This window comes from Rathayibacter sp. VKM Ac-2754, from assembly GCF_009807095.1.
GTDB lineage: Bacteria > Actinomycetota > Actinomycetes > Actinomycetales > Microbacteriaceae > Rathayibacter.
In genome coordinates, this window is the sequence record NZ_WUCC01000003.1 from 39,584 (window position 1) to 57,041 (window position 17,458).

Genomic DNA, 17,458 nt, shown 5'->3' on the forward strand with positions numbered 1-17,458 from the left:
GGGTGAGGCAGCGCAGGAGACGCGGCTCAGACGGTGGTCTCGCCCGCCGGGCCCGAGGGGGCCTCCACGCCGACGCCGCTGACGGGCTCGCCCTCCCACGACACGAGCTCCCAGCTCGAGCCGGAGCCCTCGACGACGACCACGCCGGTGTTGTCGAGCAGGTGGTCGGCGATGAAGCGCGCATCGAGGCCCGCGCAGCGCAGCCCCGCCCAGCAGCGGATGGCCGCGCCGTGGCTCACGAGCGCGACGACCGGGTGACCCGCCGCCCCCGCTTCCGCCACGACCGCGTCGTAGCGGGCTGCGAACTCGTCGCCCGTCTCGCCGCCGGCCAGCCGGACCGACGTCTCGCCGCCCGCCCAGCGGAACACGGTGTCCATGTACTCGGTCACCGCCTCCTCGTCGCCGCGCATCTCGAGCCCGGCCGCCGCGATCTCGCGGATGCCCTCGCGCTCGGTGGGCTCGAGCCCGAGGGCGGCGGCGAGCGGCGCCGCCGTCTCGTGCGTGCGCCGCATCGTCGAGACCCAGAGCGCGCCGATGCCCTCGCCCGCGAGCGTGCCCGGGAGGGCCTCCGCCTGCTCGAGCCCCAGGTCGGTGAGACCCGGCCCCGGGATGCGGGTGTCGAGCAGTCCGGCGACGTTCGAGGGGGTCTGGCCGTGGCGGATCAGGAGGAGGCGCATCCGTCCACGCTACCCGCCGCGCCCCGCTACCCTGGGCCGCGACGAACGGAGACCGGGATGCTCATCCGCCACCGCGACGCCTCGCCCGTGGTCGATCCCGGCGCGTCCGTCGCCTCCACCGCCGTCCTGATCGGCGACGTCCGCATCGCCGCCGGCGCGCGCATCCTGCACGGCGCCGTCCTCAGCGCCGAGGACGGCGCGGTCGTCGTCGGCGAGGACACGGTCGTGATGGAGAACGCGGTGGTCCGCGGTCGCGCCGGGCATCCCGCGCTGATCGGATCGGCCGTGATGGTCGGCCCGCACGCGCATCTCAACGGCACCACCGTCGGCGACGGCGCCTTCGTCGCGACGGGCGCCGCGCTCTTCCCCGGCAGCGTCGTCGGCGCCGGAGCCGAGGTCCGCATCCACGGGGTCGTGCAGGTGAACACCACGCTCGAGCCGGGCGCCGTCGTCCCGATCGGCTGGGTCGCGGTCGGCTCCCCGGCGAGCGTCCTGCCTCCCGATCGCCACGACGAGATCTGGGCGATCCAGCGCACGCTCGACTTCGTCGGGACCGTCTACGGAGCCGATCCGACCACGCCGATGCGCGAGCTGATGCGCGGGCAGTCGGCCTTCCACGGCGCCCACGACGACGACGAGGTCATCGAGCCGTAGGGGGTCTCGATCCGGCGTCCTCGGGGTTCCGCGCCGAGAAGGGGACGTAAGGTGTGCTCACACGCGCCCCGCGAGCCGGCGGCCCCGCACTGCAGCGGGCCGCGACGGCCCCCGCTCGAGGCGCCGCCCGATCACAGGAAGCCGCGGTGCCCGATGCCGGAAGACAAGCCCGCGGCCCGCGCGCCCAACATCTACGACGTCGCGAAGGCGGCCGGAGTCTCGCACCAGACCGTCTCGCGCGTCCTCAACGACCATCCCAGCCTCCGCGCCGAGACCAAGAAGCGCGTGCTCGACGTCATGGCCGACCTCGACTACCGCCCCAACCTCGCGGCCCGGGCCCTGGTCACCAGCCGCACGCGGACCATCGGCGTGCTCTCCTCGCAGAGCCTCCAGTACGGACCCGCCTCGAGCCTGCAGGCGATCGAGGTCGCCGCCCGCGAGGCCGGGTACCTCGTGGTGACGGCGAGTGTCGACGGCACCGACGGCGAGTCGATCCAGGCGGGGATCCGGCACCTGCTGAACCAGGCCGTCGAGGGCCTGGTCGTCCTCGCGCCGCAGATCCGCGTCTTCGACATCCTCTCGGGGGTCGCTCTGCGCATCCCGAACGTGACGCTGCAGACGAGCGACGACGAGCGCGACGACGCACTCTACGTCGACCAGATGGCGGGCGCGCGGATGGCGACGGCGCACCTGATCGACCTGGGGCACACCGAGATCGTGCACCTCGCCGGCCCGCAGGACTGGATCGAGGCGGAGGCGCGCATGCGCGGCTACCTCGCCGAGCTCGATCACCGGAACATGCCGCTGCGCCCGCCGATCCTCGGCGACTGGAGCGCCGAGCGCGGTCACCGCGTCGGCCTCGAGCTCTCGCGCTTCCTCGACTTCACCGCGGTCTTCTCGGCCAACGACCAGATGGCGCTGGGGCTGATGAGCGCCTTCCACGAGCGGGGCGTCCGCGTGCCCGAGGACGTCAGCGTGATCGGCTTCGACGACATCCCCGAGGCCGCGTTCTACTGGCCGCCCCTCACCAGCGTGCGGCAGGACTTCACCGAGCTCGGCCGCCGCAGCGTCGCGGCGCTCCTCAGCCTGATCGAGGGCGAGCGACCGGAGGCGGCGGCGCCGATCGAGCCGCAGCTGTTCGTGCGCGGATCGACGGCGGTGCCGCGCACGCAGCCGGTGGCGGCGCGGCGCTAGCCCGCCCCCGGATCACTCGCCGTGCGCGGCGATCGACACGTCCTGCCACTGGTTCCACGTCGCCAGCCGCGACTCGTAGTCGGCGGTGGCGATGCCGAGCGGTGCCCGGCCGAAGAAGATCCGCAGCGGCGGCTCCTCGGCGTCGACGACCGCGAGGATCCCGATGCGCGAGGCCTTCGGGTCGCCCTTGGCGGAGGCGGTGGGCCGACGGGCGGCCGCGTCGCGGACCGCGTCGTAGGCCGCGATCGGCTCGCTGCGCGAGGCGGAGGCGCCCGACCAGTCGGTCGAGTAGCCGCCGGGCTCGACGAGGGTGACGTGGATGCCGAACTCGGCGACCTCGCCGGCGAGCGCCTGGCTGAAGCCCTCGAGCGCCCACTTGGAGGCGTGGTAGGCGCCGATCGACGGGAAGGCGCTGATGCCTCCGATGCTCGACACCTGGATGATGTGACCCGAGCGCTGCTCGCGCAGGATCGGCAGGGCGGCCTGGGTGATCCAGAGCGCTCCGAAGACGTTCGTCTCGAGCTGTGCCCTGACCTCCTCCTCGGTGAGCTCCTCGATCATGCCGAAGTGGCCGAAGCCGGCGTTGTTGATCACGACGTCGAGGCGCCCGAAGCGCTCGGCCGCCTGCTGCACGGCGGCGAAGCCGGCCGCGCGGTCGGTCACGTCGAGGCGGAGCGGCAGGAACGAGTCGGGGTAGCGCTCGACGAGCGCGTCGAGCGTCTCGGGGCGGCGCGCGGTGCCAGCGACGTTGTCGCCCCGCTCGAGAGCCGCCTCGGCCCACTCGCGGCCGAAGCCCTTGGAGGCGCCGGTGATGAACCAGGTCTTCGTCATGTCTTTCGTCCTCTCGACAGTGCTGGTGACAACGCGGGCAGGGCTCGGAGGCTTCCGGGCTCGCCGCGGGGCTTGACAGGCCGGGGTGTCGCGCGGCGGCGTCGAGTACCCACCGGCCGTTACCGAGTCGAGACACATGCGTTGACACGAAACGCGTCAGCGGGGCTATATTGACGCAATGTGATCGCTCACATGGCCATCACATCGCCGCACACCTGCTCCCAGTGGCGAACATCCCACTGCATTCAATGACGAAGGAATCACAGTGACCACAATGAAGCGCGCTCTCATCGCCGGCATCGCCGGCAGCGCGATGATCCTCTCCCTCGCCGGCTGCGCCGGTGGCTCCGGCAGCGACTCGGGCTCCGGCTCGGGCGACGGCGGACTCGTCGGCGTCGCAATGCCGACCAAGTCCTCCGAGCGCTGGATCGCCGACGGCAACAACGTCAAGTCGCAGCTCGAGGAGGCCGGTTACCAGGTCGACCTGCAGTACGCCGAGGACGACATCCCCACCCAGGTCTCGCAGCTCGAGAACATGATCACCAAGGGCGCCAAGGCCCTGATCATCGCCTCGATCGACGGCACCACCCTGACGAGCGTGCTCGAGGAGGCGGCCGCGAACGACATCCCGGTGATCGCCTACGACCGCCTCATCCGCGACTCCGCGAACGTCGACTACTACGCGACGTTCGACAACTACAAGGTCGGCGTCCAGCAGGCCACCTCGCTCCTCGCCGGTCTCGGACTGACCGACCTCGAGGGCACGAAGGCGACCGACGCCCCCGCCGGCCCCTTCAACATCGAGCTCTTCGCCGGCAGCCCCGACGACAACAACGCCACGTTCTTCTTCAACGGCGCGATGGACACCCTCCAGCCCTACATCGACGACAAGACCCTCGTCGTCGCGAGCGGCGAGACCGAGTTCAACACCGTCGCCACGCTGCGCTGGGACCCCGAGGTCGCCCAGAGCCGCATGGAGGACATCATCACCAAGACGTACTCCGACGGCACGAAGATCCAGGGCGTCCTCTCGCCCTACGACGGCCTGAGCCGCGGCATCATCTCGGCCCTCACCGACGCCGGCTACACCGTGGGCACCGACTTCCCGATCATCACCGGTCAGGACGCCGAGCTCGACTCCGTCAAGGCGATCATCTCGGGTGAGCAGTACGCGACCATCTACAAGGACACCCGCGAGCTCGCCAAGGAGGCCGTGTCGATGGCACAGGCCGTCCTCGAGGGAACCGAGCCCGAGGTCAACGACACCGAGACCTACGACAACGGCGAGAAGGTCGTCCCGTCGTTCCTCCTCGAGCCGGTCATCGTGACCAAGGACGAGATCCAGTCCGTGCTCGTCGACGGTGGCTACTACACCGATGAGGAAGTCAACGGCTAAGTCCGCTCCGCACCACCAGCAAGGACAACGGGAGGGCGCCCAGCATCGGGCGCCCTCCCCCACCACGAAGGAGTGAGGCGTACGTGACCACGAACATCCTCGAGATGCGCGGCATCACCAAGACGTTCCCGGGCGTGAAGGCCCTGCAGGACGTCACCCTGAACGCCGAGCGCGGCGAGGTGCACGCGATCTGCGGAGAGAACGGCGCCGGCAAGTCGACGCTGATGAAGGTGCTGTCGGGCGTCTACCCGCACGGCACGTACGAGGGCGACATCGTCTTCGAGGACGAGGTGATGCAGTTCGCCAGCATCCGCGACTCGGAGGCGAAGGGCATCGTCATCATCCACCAGGAGCTGGCCCTCAGCCCCTACCTCTCGATCGCCGAGAACATCTTCCTCGGCAACGAGGTCCGCGGATTCGCCGGCCTGATCGACTGGAACAAGACCAACCAGGAGGCGGCGGCGCTGCTCGCCCGCGTCGGCCTGCGCGAGAACCCCACCACGAAGATCCAGGACATCGGAGTCGGCAAGCAGCAGCTCGTCGAGATCGCGAAGGCGCTCTCGAAGCGGGTCAAGCTGCTCATCCTCGACGAGCCGACCGCGGCCCTCAACGACGAGGACTCGGACCACCTGCTCGATCTGATCCTGCACCTCAAGGAGCAGGGCATCACGTCGCTGATCATCAGCCACAAGCTGAACGAGATCAAGAAGATCGCCGACACCGTCACGGTCATCCGCGACGGCAAGACCATCGAGACGATCGCCCACGACGACGTCACCGAAGACCGGATCATCAAGGACATGGTCGGGCGCGACCTCGACCACCGCTACCCCGACCACACGCCGCACATCGGCGAGGAGATCCTCCGCGTCGTCGACTGGACCGCCCACCACCCGCAGGACCCCACTCGCGTGATGGTCGACAAGGTGAACCTCAACGTCCACCGCGGCGAGATCGTCGGCATCGCCGGGCTCATGGGAGCCGGTCGCACCGAGTTCGCGATGAGCCTCTTCGGCCGCTCCTACGGAAGCCGGATCTCGGGCCAGGTCTTCAAGGCCGGCAAGGAGATCAAGATGCGCAACGTGTCCGAGGCGATCGCGCACGGACTCGCGTACGCCACGGAGGACCGCAAGCACTACGGGCTCAACCTCATCGACGACATCAAGCGGAACATCTCGCTCGCCTCGCTCGACAAGGTGTCGAAGACCGGACTCGTCGACGACAACCGCGAGTTCGAGGTCGCCAACGAGTACCGCGGCAGCATGAACATCAAGTCGCCGACCGTTCTCGCCAAGACCGGCAAGCTCTCCGGCGGCAACCAGCAGAAGGTCGTCCTGTCGAAGTGGATCTACTCGGACCCCGACGTCCTGATCCTGGATGAGCCCACCCGCGGCATCGACGTGGGTGCCAAGTACGAGATCTACACGATCATCAACCGGCTCGCGGCGGCCGGGAAGGGGATCATCGTGATCTCCTCCGAGCTGCCCGAGCTGCTCGGCATCTGCGACCGCGTCTACGCGCTGTCGGAGGGCCGCATCACGGGCGAGCTGCCCATCGCCGAGGCGACGCCCGAGGCCGTCCTCACCCTCATGACTCAGGAGAAGCAACGATGACCGATCTGCAGAACGAACCGTCGACCGCGGCGGGAGCGCAGGTGAAGCCCGTCGAGAACGCGTTCACGGCGCGCATCAGCCACGTGCTCAGCGACCTCGGCAAGAACGGCATCTTCCTCGCCCTCATCGTCGTGGTGCTGCTGTTCCAGATCATGACCAACGGGATCCTCCTGCGTCCGCAGAACATCTCGAACCTGATCGTCCAGAACGGCTACATCCTGATCCTCGCCATCGGCATGGTGATGGTCATCGTGGCCGGGCACATCGACCTCTCGGTCGGCTCGATCGCCGCGTTCGTCGGAGCCATGTCGGGCGTCTTCGCCGTCAACATGGGCCTGCCGTGGTGGCTCTCGATCATCCTGTCGCTGCTCATCGGAGCGGCGGTCGGAGCGTGGCAGGGCTTCTGGATCGCGTTCGTGGGGATACCCGCGTTCATCGTGACCTTGGCGGGCATGCTGATCTTCCGCGGTCTCGCGCTCGTCGTCCTCGGCAACGCGAACATCGGCTCGTTCCCGGTCGAGTACCGCGCCCTGGGCAACGGCTTCCTCACCGACCTGTTCGGCGAGACCGAGCTCGACCCGCTGTCGCTCGGCGTCGGCGCGCTGGCGATCGTCGCCTTCACGGTGCAGTCGATCCGCACCCGTCGCGGACGCCAGCAGTACAACCAGGGTGTCGAGCCCGGCGCCTGGTTCGTCACCAAGCTCGTCCTGGTCGCCCTCGTCATCGGCGCCTTCGCCTTCGCGCTGGCCTCGTTCAAGGGCATCCCGGTCACGCTGATCGTGCTGGCCGTACTCGTCCTGGTCTACGGCGTCGTGATGAACCGCTCGGTCTTCGGCCGCCACGTCTACGCGATCGGCGGCAACCTGCACGCCGCTGAGCTGTCGGGCATCAAGACCCGCAACGTCACCTTCTGGCTCTTCGTCAACATGGGCGTCCTCGCGGCGCTGGCCGGCCTCGTCTTCACCGCGCGCCTCAACCTCGCGGGCCCGAAGGCGGGCGACGGCTTCGAGCTCGAGGCCATCTCGGCGGCCTTCATCGGCGGCGCGGCGGTCCAGGGCGGTGTCGGCACCATCGGAGGCGCGATCCTGGGTGGTCTGATCATCGGCGTCCTGAACAACGGCATGTCGATCATGGGCATCGGCATCGAGTGGCAGCAGGCGGTCAAGGGCCTCGTGCTCCTGCTCGCGGTCGCCTTCGACGTCTACAACAAGCGCCGCTCGGGCGGGCGCTAGGCTCCGTGCCCGCCGACTGGTCGCGGTTCCTGCCGCTGAGCTCGGGGCCGCGCGGCGACGAGTCGGGGGTCAGCAACGACTGGCGCGTCCCCGTCGCCGAGCGGCTCGACCGCCTCGCAGTCCGGGCTGCTTCGGCACTGGCCGCCTCTCCCTCTCGCACCGAGGGCGAGGCGGCCAGTGCCGTCTCTGCCGCACACCTGCTGGGCGAGCTGGTCGTGCGGCTCTCGAGCAGCACCGGTCAGCGCCTCGCGACGCGCTTCGGCGCCCGAGAGGCCTCCTCCCCTCCCCCGCCCGCCGAGATCCCCGCGGCACTCGCGGCCCTCGCCTCCGCGCGCCGCTCCGGCGGCGGCCCGAACGGCGTGGCCGAGCTCGTCGAGGTGGTCCGGGCCGAGCTCGCCCTCTCCTCCGGACTCGCCCTGCCCTCCCGCCTGTCGGGAGCCGTCGCGCTCGATCGTCTGCAGCGCGCGCCGCTCCCCATCCGCGCGGCGATCCGCGATCGCTCGCTCGCCCCGACCGACGCCGACTGGAGGCTCGGCCGCGGCCCCGCAGTCGTCGCACCCGCGGAGGAGATCCTCCGCTTCCTGCTCGGTCTCGGCCCCTTCCCGGCGCAGGCGGACGCATAGCCCGCCGTAGCATCGGAGGATGACCGTCTCACTGCCGAGAAGCACTCCCTCCGCCGCCTCACTCGACGCCGAGGGCGTCCTCGACCTCCTCGACGCCCTCGAGTCCGCCGAGGGGGTGGAGCTGCACGGTCTCGTGATCGTGCACCGCGCGCAGGTCATCGCCGAGGGCTGGTGGGCGCCGTACAGCGCCGAGCGGCTGCACCTCTTCTACTCGCTCAGCAAGAGCTTCACCTCGACCGCGGTCGGTCTCGCGGCCGCCGAGGGGCTGCTCGACCTCGACGACACGGTGCTCTCCTTCTTCCCCGAGCTCGACGCGGAGGTGACCGATCCGCGGGCGCGCGCGATCCGCCTCCGCGACGTGCTCGCCATGGCGAGCGGCCACCGTGCCGAGACCATCGACCGCGCTCGCGAGATCGATCCGGTCGACATGGTCCGCGGGTTCCTGCTCACTCCCCCCGAGGAGGAGCCGGGCAGCCTCTTCGCCTACAACCAGCCGTGCACCTTCGCGGCCGCCGCAGTCGTGCAGCGGGTGAGCGGTGGGTCGCTGCTCGAGTACCTGCGGCCGCGCCTGCTCGACCCGCTCGGGATCGGCGAGGTCGCCTGGATCCGCGACGAGTCCGGGCGCGAGATCGGCTACAGCGGTCTGCACGCCACGACCGAGGACGCCGCGAAGCTCGGACTCCTCTACCTGCAGGACGGGCGCTGGAACGGCGAGCAGCTGCTGAGCCCGGAGTGGGTGGCCGAGGCGTCGCGCGCGCACGTCGGCACTCCCGACGCCGGTGGAGCCGACTGGGCGCAGGGCTACGGCTTCCAGTTCTGGCGCTCCCTGCACGGCTACCGCGCCGACGGCGCGTACGGCCAGTTCAGCCTGATCGTGCCCGAGCACGACCTCGTCGTCGCGATCACCGGGCAGACCAGCGACACCGAGACGCTGCTCGCGAGCGTGTGGGAGCACCTGCTCCCCGCGGTGGGCGGGCCCTCGACGGCGGAGGCGGACGCTCGGCTGTCCGAGCGCCTGGCCTCGCTCGCGCTGCCTCCGCTCGCGGGGCTCACGGAGTCGCCCGAGCCCGGCCGGTACTTCCCCGCCGCCGACTCGCCGATCGCGACGATCACGGCGGTCGAGATCTCGGGAGGCGACTCCTGGACGATCTCGCTGATCGAGGGTGACGAGCGGATCGTGCTCGCGCCGGGATCGGGCGAGTGGGTCACCCGGGACGCGCACTCGGCGAGCGCCGGTCGAGCGGCCGACGGCTCGCTGCTGGTCGATGTGATCTTCATCGAGACACCGCACCGCCTGCACGTCCGGGTCTCGCCCGAGACCGGCACGTTCGCGGCGCGCTGGCAGACCGAACCGCTGCACGTCGACTCGCTCTCGACGGTGCGCGCGCCGCGCTGACGCCTCGCGGCTCGGGAGGAGAGGTCCTCCTCCTGAGCCGCGGCCGCGGTTCGCCCTCGCGCGATGTTGACGTCGCCATGTACGGTGAAGGCGGAGTGTTTGCGTGAACATCCGCGCAGATCCGGTGCAAAGGAGCACAGCATGACGTCTCGTACACGATCGGCCGGAGCGGCGGTGGCGGCCCTGCTGGTCGCGGCGCTCCTCGGAGTCGGAGCGCAGCCCGCCGCGGCGGCGGGAGCGGTGACGGATCCGAACGACGGAGTCCCGCGCACCAGCTCGCCACCGACCTACACCGACTACCCCGCGATCGCCGATCCGGGCCTCGGCGCCGCCGACTACTTCCAGCCCTACTGGTACGACACCGACGGCCGGCACATCCAGGCGCACGGCGGGCAGATCGTCACGGTCGAGGAGGGCGGACAGCAGGTCCAGTACTGGTACGGCGAGGACCGCACCAAGGGCTACTGGAACAGCCCGGGAGTCGCGGTCTACCGCTCGACCGACGGCCACAACTGGGAGAACAGGGGCACGGCGCTCCGCAGCGTCTCGACGCCGAGCGACCTGACGGCGCCGTACTTCGACGCTCTCTACGACACGGTCGACGACGCCGGGCAGCCGCGCGCCGAGCGCATCGCCGAGCTCGACTACCACCTCGACACCACCCAGTCCTCGCCCAACACCGCGATCTTCGAGCGGCCGAAGGTGCTGTTCAACGAGGCGACCGGCAAGTGGGTGATGTGGTGGCACTCCGACGGGCGCATCACGCCGGGCGGCAGCACCTACGCGCGGTCGATGGCCGGAGTCGCGGTCTCTGACAGCCCGACTGGTCCCTTCACGCTCCAGGGCGTCTACCGGCTCTACAACCGCTCGAACTACCAGGCCTGCACGTCGTCGGCCGTTCCCGGTCAGGCGCGCGACATGACCGTCTTCCAGGACGAGGACGGCACGGCGTACATCTCCTACTCCTCCGAGGAGAACTACACGCTCTACGTCGCGAAGCTCGACGCGAGCTACACGAACGTCGAGCGCACCACGACGACCGACACTCTCGACGCGCACCAGTACTCGGCCGACGGGAGGTACCCGTACGTCTTCGCCGACGGCGAGGCGGGCGCACCCGTGCGCGGCACCGACTTCCAGATCGTGAAGGAGTGCGGCCACCTCGAGGCGCCCGCGATCTTCGCGAACGGCGGGAAGTACTACACGATCGCCTCCGGAGCGACCGGCTGGGCGCCCAACCAGCAGACCTACTACACCGCCGACTCGATCCTCGGCCCGTGGATCCGCGGCGTCGAGAAGGCCGACGCGAACGAGAACGTCGCCTACAACGCGATCCCCGAGGGCGGCGACGGACGACTCTCGATCGGCGACACCCGCGGCACCACCTTCGGCTCGCAGTCGACCAACGTGCTCACGCTCGCGCCCGGGAAGTACGTCTACATGGGCGATCGCTGGAACGACGGCGCCTCCGACTCGACCTACGTCTGGCTGCCGATGACCGTCGGTGAGAACGGGCGGCTCGAGATGCGCAACCCCGCCGCCGAGGACCCGGCCCGCTGGGGTGCCGGCTGGGACGCCTCCTACTGGGACGACAAGGGCGTCGGAGCCGGCACCTGGTCGGTCGTCGACGACCGGCTGCCCGACACGGTGCGCCGGAACGCCGACGTCGCCGCCGTGCTCCCCGCGACCGTGTCGGTGAAGACCGGCGCCGGCACCCGCGACGTCGCCGTGACGTGGAAGCCCACCGGACCGGCGAACCTCGGCGCGCTGCAGGTCACCGGCGTCCTCGCCGCCGACTCCGAGTTCGCGACGGGTCGCACCTTCACGCGCACCGTCGAGGTCGCCGAGCCCGGCATCGCGAACCTCGCCCCGGGGGCGTCGGTGACGGTCTCGAGCCGTGCCGATCTGGCGCCGAAGCTCATCGACGGCGCCACGAAGGCCAAGGGCTGGGACGACTGGACGGGCTCGGGCTACCCGCGCGACAGCCGTCTCGCGTTCTCGTGGAGCACGCCGCAGAACCTCGACTCGGTCACGGTGCACGCCTTCAAGGACGGCGCGACCGCCACCTGGCCCTCGCGCATCGAGGTCGAGTACCAGGTGGGCGGTGCCTGGACGACGAGCTCGGTCGGCGCGACCCTCTCGCAGAGCGCGACGGAGGCGGCGCCGACGGTCGTGCTCGACCTGTCGTCGCTGCCCGACACCACCGGGCTCCGCCTGCACCTGACGAGCGCGGCGAACACCTGGCAGTCGATCGCGGAGGTGCAGATCTGGGGCACCGCTCCCCCGGTCAACGTCTGCCGGGTGGCGGGTGCCGCCGTCTCTGCGTCGTTCAGCCAGACCAAGTGGGCGACGCTCCCCGCCGCGAACGCGTGCGACGGCAACGTCACCACCGCCTGGTCGACCTGGACCGACGGCACGTTCGCGGGCAGCGCCGACTTCACGCTGACGAACACCGAGGCGCACCGCGTATCCGGCCTGACCTTCACGAACACCGAGGGCACCGTGTCCTCGGTGAGCGTGGCCTACCGCGCGGCCGACGGCACCTGGAAGCCGACCTCGGCCCAGAACGTCGCACCCGCCGCGAACGGGTCGCTGACGACGATCCCCTTCACCACGGTGTCGGCGACCGGGCTGAAGCTGACGTTCTCGACTCCGGGCTCGTACCTCAAGATCACCGAGATCGTCGTGCCCGAGACGGCGGCTCCGGCGCTGAAGGTCACCGCATCGGTCTCGTCGAGGTGCGTGGCCGGCAAGGCGGTCCTGTCGGTGACGGCCACCAACGGCGAGACCGCGCCGCTGGGCATGGCGTTCGCTTCGGCCTACGGCCAGAAGTCGTTCACCGGAGTCGCCGCCGGGTCGAACGCGACCCACAGCTTCACGACGCGGCAGGCGAGCATGCCGGCCGGTGAGGTCGTCGCGACCGCGACGGGCGCCGGCTCCAGCGTCGAGCAGAGGGTGGCGTACCCCGCTCGCAGCTGCTGACCGGAGCGCCGAGGAGGAGGGACGGGTCGTGATCCGTTCCTCCTTGCGGCGTGCCCGCGCGCTCGCAACCTGCACCCGGAAGCGGGGTGCCGTCGCGTCCGGCCCGGCTGATAGGAATCACAGGTCGGTGCCCCTCCCGACCCGACGAACGGCAGACCCTGTGATCCGCTCCCCCCGCGCCGCGCTCTCGGCCGTCGTCCCGACCGCCGCCCTCGCGCTGGCCGTCGTCTTCGCCTCGGCCGCACTCGCCCCGGAGGCGGCGACCTCGCCGGAGCAGAGCACCGAGGCGGTCGTCGCGGAGACGCCGACGCCCGCCCCGACCGCTTCACCCACGCCGATGCTCCGGAACGACGGCGAGACCGCGCCGGGCCTCCCCCGGTGCTGCGGAGGTGCTCAACCGAGCGCGGAGGACTCGATCGGCGGCGCTGCGCCCGCTCCCCGCCCGACCGACGCGCCCGAAGCGGAGACTCCCGAGGGCGTCGTCGACGGCGAGGAGCCCGCGGAGGGGGACCCCGAGCTGAGGGACGCAGGGGGCGTCGATGTCGGCGTCGCTATCGATCCGCCGACGGGCCCCGGCGCGCTGGCCATGACGGTCGCGGGCTCGGCGGCGCAGCTGCAGGAGGCGGAGTCGGACCCGCAGCGGCGGGAGTTCCGCGGCGCACTCCCCGCGGTCACCGTCACCGACACCCGCGCCGCGGCGGGCTCCGGCACCTGGTACGTCGTGGCCTCGGCGGGCGACTTCGTGAGCGCACCGGGCCGGCCGGCGATCGGCGCCGACCACCTCGGCTGGACACCGTCGCTCGTCGGCGAGCCCGGCGGCGCCCGGGCGGGCGAGCCGGCCGCCTCCGCACTCGAGGGCGGAGCCGGACTGAGGGACGCGGTCCTGCTCACGGGCTCGGCCAGCCCCGTCCCGGCGTCCGCGACGGCCGAGCTCCGCCTCCTGACCGAGCGCTCGGTCGCCCCCGGCGCCTACCGCTCGACGCTCACCCTCTCGCTCTTCGAGTGAGCGACTGGCCGCTCAGGCTTGCGAGACCGCCAGCGTGACGACGAGCGCCGAGTGCACGATCGGCTCCGAGACCGCGAAGTAGCGCTCGGAGCCCTCGATCCAGGCCTCCGTGGCGCCCTCGCGGGTCCGGAAGCGCACCGGCTCGTCGCCCGTCGTGCCGCGGCCGTCGGCCTTGGCGACCGCCTGGGCGCGCAGCTCGTGCAGGACCTGCTCGGCGGTGACCTCTCCCGAGGCGACGCGGTCGCGGACCGTGCGGGTGCGAGCGGCGTCGATGCCGAGGTCGCGACCGGTGGCGAGGGCGGCGACGACCGCGCCGTCGCAGTGCGCGATGCTGATCCGCATCCGCTCGAGGGCCGGGTGCTCGCCGCCCAGCACCGGGCGGCCGTGCGGGCCCCCGCAGCGCTCGCAGCGGGCGTCGACGGTGATCTCGAGCGGATCGACGCCCACGGTCTCCGCCGCCAGCTCGCGCACGAGGACGCGGCCGAGGAGGAAGCTGTCGCGGGCCTCACGGCGTCCGGTGGCCTCGTAGCGGAGGCGCTCGGCGAGGGTGAGGAGGCGGAGCATCCGGTGCCGCGACGAGTCGAGCACCTCGGGACGGGCCCAGCGGAGCTGGACGTCGTCGGTGGCGAGGAGGGGGAGTCCGGTCATGGCCCGGACGCTACGCGCCCCACCCGACTTCCCCGTGACGCCCCGGTGACCACCCGGCGACGCCGGCGCGGGCGGCACCGGGAGCGCACCGCCGCCTCCCCGCGCGGGCCCAGCCACTCCCCAGTCCTCAGGCCGATCCTTCGCCTTCGCGGGGTCTCGGGTTAGTCTGTCGAGGTTGACCTGGCGCAGAACGTGCTAGGGCGTCGGCAGTTCCGGCGTGAATCGGGGGGTTATCGAAGGAGAACGCGTGGCGTCCGACAGTAGGACAATCGGTGGCGTGGTCAAGGCGACCGTCGGCTTCCTGGCCATGAGCGTCGTCGCCGGCGTGCTGGTGACCGCGACCGTGACGCCCGCCGTGGCCATCGCAGGAGTCGCCGCCAACCAGTCGATCGGCATCTTCGACGGCCTCCCCGAGTACCTCGAGGTCGACAAGCTCTCCGAGAAGAGCAACATCTTCGCGACCCGCTCCGACGGCTCGACCCAGCTGCTCGCCTCCTTCTACGTCGAGAACCGCGTCGAGGTCCCGCTCGACCAGATCTCGCAGTTCGCGAAGGACGCCGCCGTCTCGGGCGAGGACCCCCGCTTCTACGAGCACGGCGGGGTCGACCTCCCCGGCACGCTCCGCGCGGTCGCGCAGACCTACGTGCTCGGCAACGACGTGCAGGGCGGATCCTCGATCACCCAGCAGTACGTGAAGAACGTGCTCGTCGAGAAGGCCGTCCGCAACATCACCGACGAGGCCGAGCGCGCCGCCGCGATCGACGAGGCGACCCGCACCTCTCCCGAGCGCAAGCTCCGCGAGATGAAGCTCGCGATCGGCATCGAGAAGGAGTACACGAAGGACCAGATCCTCCAGGGCTACCTGAACATCGCGTTCTTCGGCGGTACCACCTACGGTCTCGAGACCGCGTCGAACTACTACTACAACACCACGGCCGCGAACCTCACCGTCGCGCAGGCCGCGAGCCTCATCGCGATCGTCAACAACCCCGCAGCGCTGCGGATCGATCAGCCCGACGACCCCGAGAACGGCGTCGCGAACGGCTACGCCCGCAACAAGGAGCGCCGCGACTACATCATCGGCAAGATGCTCGAGGAGGGGAAGATCTCGCAGGCCGACCACGACGCCGCGATCGCGACGCCGGTCGAGCCCCAGATCACGCAGCCCAGCACCGGCTGCTCCACCGCGGGCAACGCGGGCTACTTCTGCGACTACGTCACCAACGTGCTCAAGAACAACGAGATCTTCGGCGCCGACGAGGACACCCGCTGGACGAACTTCCGCCGCGGTGGGCAGGACGTCTACACGACGCTCGACGTCGATCTGCAGGACGCCGCGGTCAACGCCGTCGACTCGCAGGTGCCGCAGACCTGGAACTTCGACGTCGGAGCCGTCTCGGTCAGCGTCGAGGTCGGCACCGGCCGCGTCCTGGCGATGACCCAGAACAAGAAGTACTCGCAGGACCCGGAGGTCCTCGCGGCCGACCCGTCCTACAGCGCCATCAACCTCAGCACCGACAAGGCCTACGGCGGCTCCGCCGGCATCCAGCCCGGATCGACCTACAAGCTGTTCACTCTCGTCGACTGGCTGAAGGAGGGGCACAGCATCAACGAGTCGGTGAACGGCACGAGGACGACGACCTGGGGCACCTTCACCGACTCCTGCGAGGCCGGCGGCACCGTGACCAGCCCCTCCCCCGGGACGCGCAACGATGAGGGCGGGAACGGCCAGGTCGGCACTCCGGTGACCTTCACCAAGACCTCGCTCAACACCGGCTTCGTGGCGATGGCCCGCGAGCTCGACCTCTGCGCGATCCGCGACACCGCGGCGGCGATGGGAGTCGTCCAGGGCAGCGACGGCGAGCTCGAGCACAACCCGTCGTCGGTGCTCGGCACCAACTACGTCTCTCCGCTCTCGATGGCGGGCGCCTACGCGACGATCGCGTCCGGAGGCATCACCTGCGACCCGATCGCGATCGACCGGATCACCGACGCGACGGGCGCCGATCAGCCGGTGCCCCCCGCGAACTGCCGCCAGTCGATCGACCGCAACGTCGCCGCCACCGCCGCGGTCGCGCTGCAGTCGACCTTCACCTCGGGCGGCACGGCGACCGCGTCGCGCACGCCCGACCGCATCCCGCTGATCGGCAAGACCGGCACGACCGACGACGCCGTCGCCACCTGGATGACCGGGGCGAGCACCCGCGTCGCGACGGCCGTGGGCGTCTTCAACATCCAGGGCGACGCCAACCTGCGCAGCCGTCAGTACTTCTTCGACTCCGGATCCTCCGCCACCGCGCGGCACCGCATCTGGCCCGTCGTGATGGCGGCCGCGAACGCGAAGTACGGCGGAGAGGCGTTCCCGGAGGCTGATGGGTCGCTCCAGGTCGTCCCCAAGATCGAGATCCCGGATGTGACGGGGCTGGCTCTCGCCGACGCGAAGGCCAAGCTCGCGGCCGCCGGCTTCAGCGTCGTCGACGGCGGGGCCGAGGCGAGCGACGCCGCGGTCGGAACGGTCACCCGTCAGGACCCGTCCGGCTCCGCGCAGGCGGGCTCCGGCATCACCGTCTGGACCAGCAACGGCAACCAGAAGACGGTGCCCGACGTCGTCGGACAGGACCTGGAGGCGGCGAAGGCCGCGTTCGGAGCCGCCGGCTTCGCGAGCATCACGCTCTCGTGCACCGAGGATCCGAAGGCGCCGGACACCGGGCAGGTGACGGGCCAGGATCCGGCCGGCGGCTCCTCCGTCGCCCCCGATGCGGCCCTGAAGGTCGCCGTCTCGGCGAAGAAGTGCCCGTAGCCGCCACCTCCGGCTCGTGAGACCGCGTTCGGCTCGCAGGATCCTCGGATTGCTGCGAGCCGAACGCGTTTCTGGGAGCCGGAGGTGCTCGCCGGAGCCGTTGCCGCCCCGGGGCTACTGCCCGCGCCCGCGGATCGCGCCGACGATCGCCACCGTCGCGAAGTGCACGAACATCCCGAAGATGCCGAAGCACGCCAGCGCTCCGCTCGCGTCGGCGTAGGGCCGCTGCGCGTCGGTCATCGAGCCCGGGGTGACGACGTCGAGGGCGAAGAAGCCGATCGCCAGGCCGAAGCAGACCAGGCTCAGCCAGAACAGCGACCGGATCGCCCGACCCACGGGGTCGTAGTAGCGCGGATTCGACATCGGGCCTCCGGTTCTCGTGCCCTCCGTGTCTATCCGCCCGCGC

At 70.9% G+C, this 17,458-nt stretch carries 14 protein-coding genes; 10 read left to right on the forward strand and 4 right to left on the reverse strand.

From position 1 onward, the window contains the following. Positions 1–26: 26 nt before the first annotated feature. Complete coding sequence (locus GRS92_RS05690; RefSeq protein WP_159854160.1) at positions 27–677, reverse strand: histidine phosphatase family protein; 651 nt, start codon at positions 675–677, stop codon at positions 27–29. A 57-nt stretch (positions 678–734) separates the two neighbouring features. On the opposite strand from GRS92_RS05690, the gene GRS92_RS05695 reads away from it, so the two are divergent. Then, positions 735–1,331, forward strand: a complete 597-nt coding sequence (locus GRS92_RS05695) for a gamma carbonic anhydrase family protein (RefSeq protein WP_159854163.1) — start codon at positions 735–737, stop codon at positions 1,329–1,331. A gap of 153 nt (positions 1,332–1,484) precedes the next feature. After that, positions 1,485–2,525 carry a LacI family DNA-binding transcriptional regulator gene (locus GRS92_RS05700; protein WP_159854165.1) on the forward strand — a complete coding sequence of 347 codons (1,041 nt, stop codon included), beginning with the start codon at positions 1,485–1,487 and terminating at the stop codon, positions 2,523–2,525. 12 nt (positions 2,526–2,537) lie between these two features. On the opposite strand, the gene GRS92_RS05705 is transcribed toward GRS92_RS05700, so the two are convergent. Continuing rightward, positions 2,538–3,356: an SDR family oxidoreductase gene (locus GRS92_RS05705; RefSeq protein ID WP_159854167.1), complete on the reverse strand. Its 819-nt coding sequence runs from the start codon at positions 3,354–3,356 to the stop codon at positions 2,538–2,540. A 274-nt stretch (positions 3,357–3,630) separates the two neighbouring features. Here GRS92_RS05705 and chvE point away from each other — a divergent pair, with 274 nt between their 5' ends. The 7 genes from chvE (at position 3,631) to GRS92_RS05740 (ending at position 13,604) form a co-directional block, all read left to right on the forward strand. Further along, positions 3,631–4,752, forward strand: coding sequence for a multiple monosaccharide ABC transporter substrate-binding protein (chvE, locus tag GRS92_RS05710; protein WP_159854814.1), 1,122 nt, complete (start codon positions 3,631–3,633; stop codon positions 4,750–4,752). Between the two features lie 83 nt (positions 4,753–4,835). After that, on the forward strand, positions 4,836–6,365 hold the full coding sequence (mmsA, locus tag GRS92_RS05715) for a multiple monosaccharide ABC transporter ATP-binding protein (RefSeq protein WP_056041756.1): 1,530 nt from the start codon (positions 4,836–4,838) through the stop codon (positions 6,363–6,365). After that, a complete protein-coding gene (gene mmsB, locus GRS92_RS05720; RefSeq protein ID WP_159854169.1) occupies positions 6,362–7,597 on the forward strand; it encodes a multiple monosaccharide ABC transporter permease in 1,236 nt (411 codons plus the stop codon). The genes mmsA and mmsB overlap by 4 nt, the downstream gene beginning before the upstream one ends. Before the next feature lie 5 nt (positions 7,598–7,602). Continuing rightward, positions 7,603–8,220: a hypothetical protein gene (locus GRS92_RS05725; protein WP_159854171.1), complete on the forward strand. Its 618-nt coding sequence runs from the start codon at positions 7,603–7,605 to the stop codon at positions 8,218–8,220. A 19-nt stretch (positions 8,221–8,239) separates the two neighbouring features. After that, on the forward strand, positions 8,240–9,616 hold the full coding sequence (locus GRS92_RS05730; protein WP_159854173.1) for a serine hydrolase domain-containing protein: 1,377 nt from the start codon (positions 8,240–8,242) through the stop codon (positions 9,614–9,616). Positions 9,617–9,757: 141 nt separating this feature from the next. Further along, a complete protein-coding gene (locus GRS92_RS05735; RefSeq protein WP_235021836.1) occupies positions 9,758–12,598 on the forward strand; it encodes a discoidin domain-containing protein in 2,841 nt (946 codons plus the stop codon). Between the two features lie 160 nt (positions 12,599–12,758). Beyond that, complete coding sequence (locus GRS92_RS05740) at positions 12,759–13,604, forward strand: hypothetical protein (RefSeq protein ID WP_159854175.1); 846 nt, start codon at positions 12,759–12,761, stop codon at positions 13,602–13,604. A gap of 12 nt (positions 13,605–13,616) precedes the next feature. On the opposite strand, the gene GRS92_RS05745 is transcribed toward GRS92_RS05740, so the two are convergent. Beyond that, the gene (locus tag GRS92_RS05745) at positions 13,617–14,252 is read right to left on the reverse strand and encodes a 4'-phosphopantetheinyl transferase family protein (RefSeq protein WP_159854177.1); all 636 of its coding nucleotides are present in this window, start codon (positions 14,250–14,252) and stop codon (positions 13,617–13,619) included. Between the two features lie 277 nt (positions 14,253–14,529). Here GRS92_RS05745 and GRS92_RS05750 point away from each other — a divergent pair, with 277 nt between their 5' ends. Beyond that, positions 14,530–17,052 carry a transglycosylase domain-containing protein gene (locus GRS92_RS05750; RefSeq protein ID WP_159854179.1) on the forward strand — a complete coding sequence of 841 codons (2,523 nt, stop codon included), beginning with the start codon at positions 14,530–14,532 and terminating at the stop codon, positions 17,050–17,052. 114 nt (positions 17,053–17,166) lie between these two features. Here the strand turns inward: GRS92_RS05750 and GRS92_RS05755 are convergent, their stop codons facing one another. After that, complete coding sequence (locus GRS92_RS05755) at positions 17,167–17,415, reverse strand: hypothetical protein (RefSeq protein ID WP_159854181.1); 249 nt, start codon at positions 17,413–17,415, stop codon at positions 17,167–17,169. Positions 17,416–17,458 lie beyond the last annotated feature (43 nt).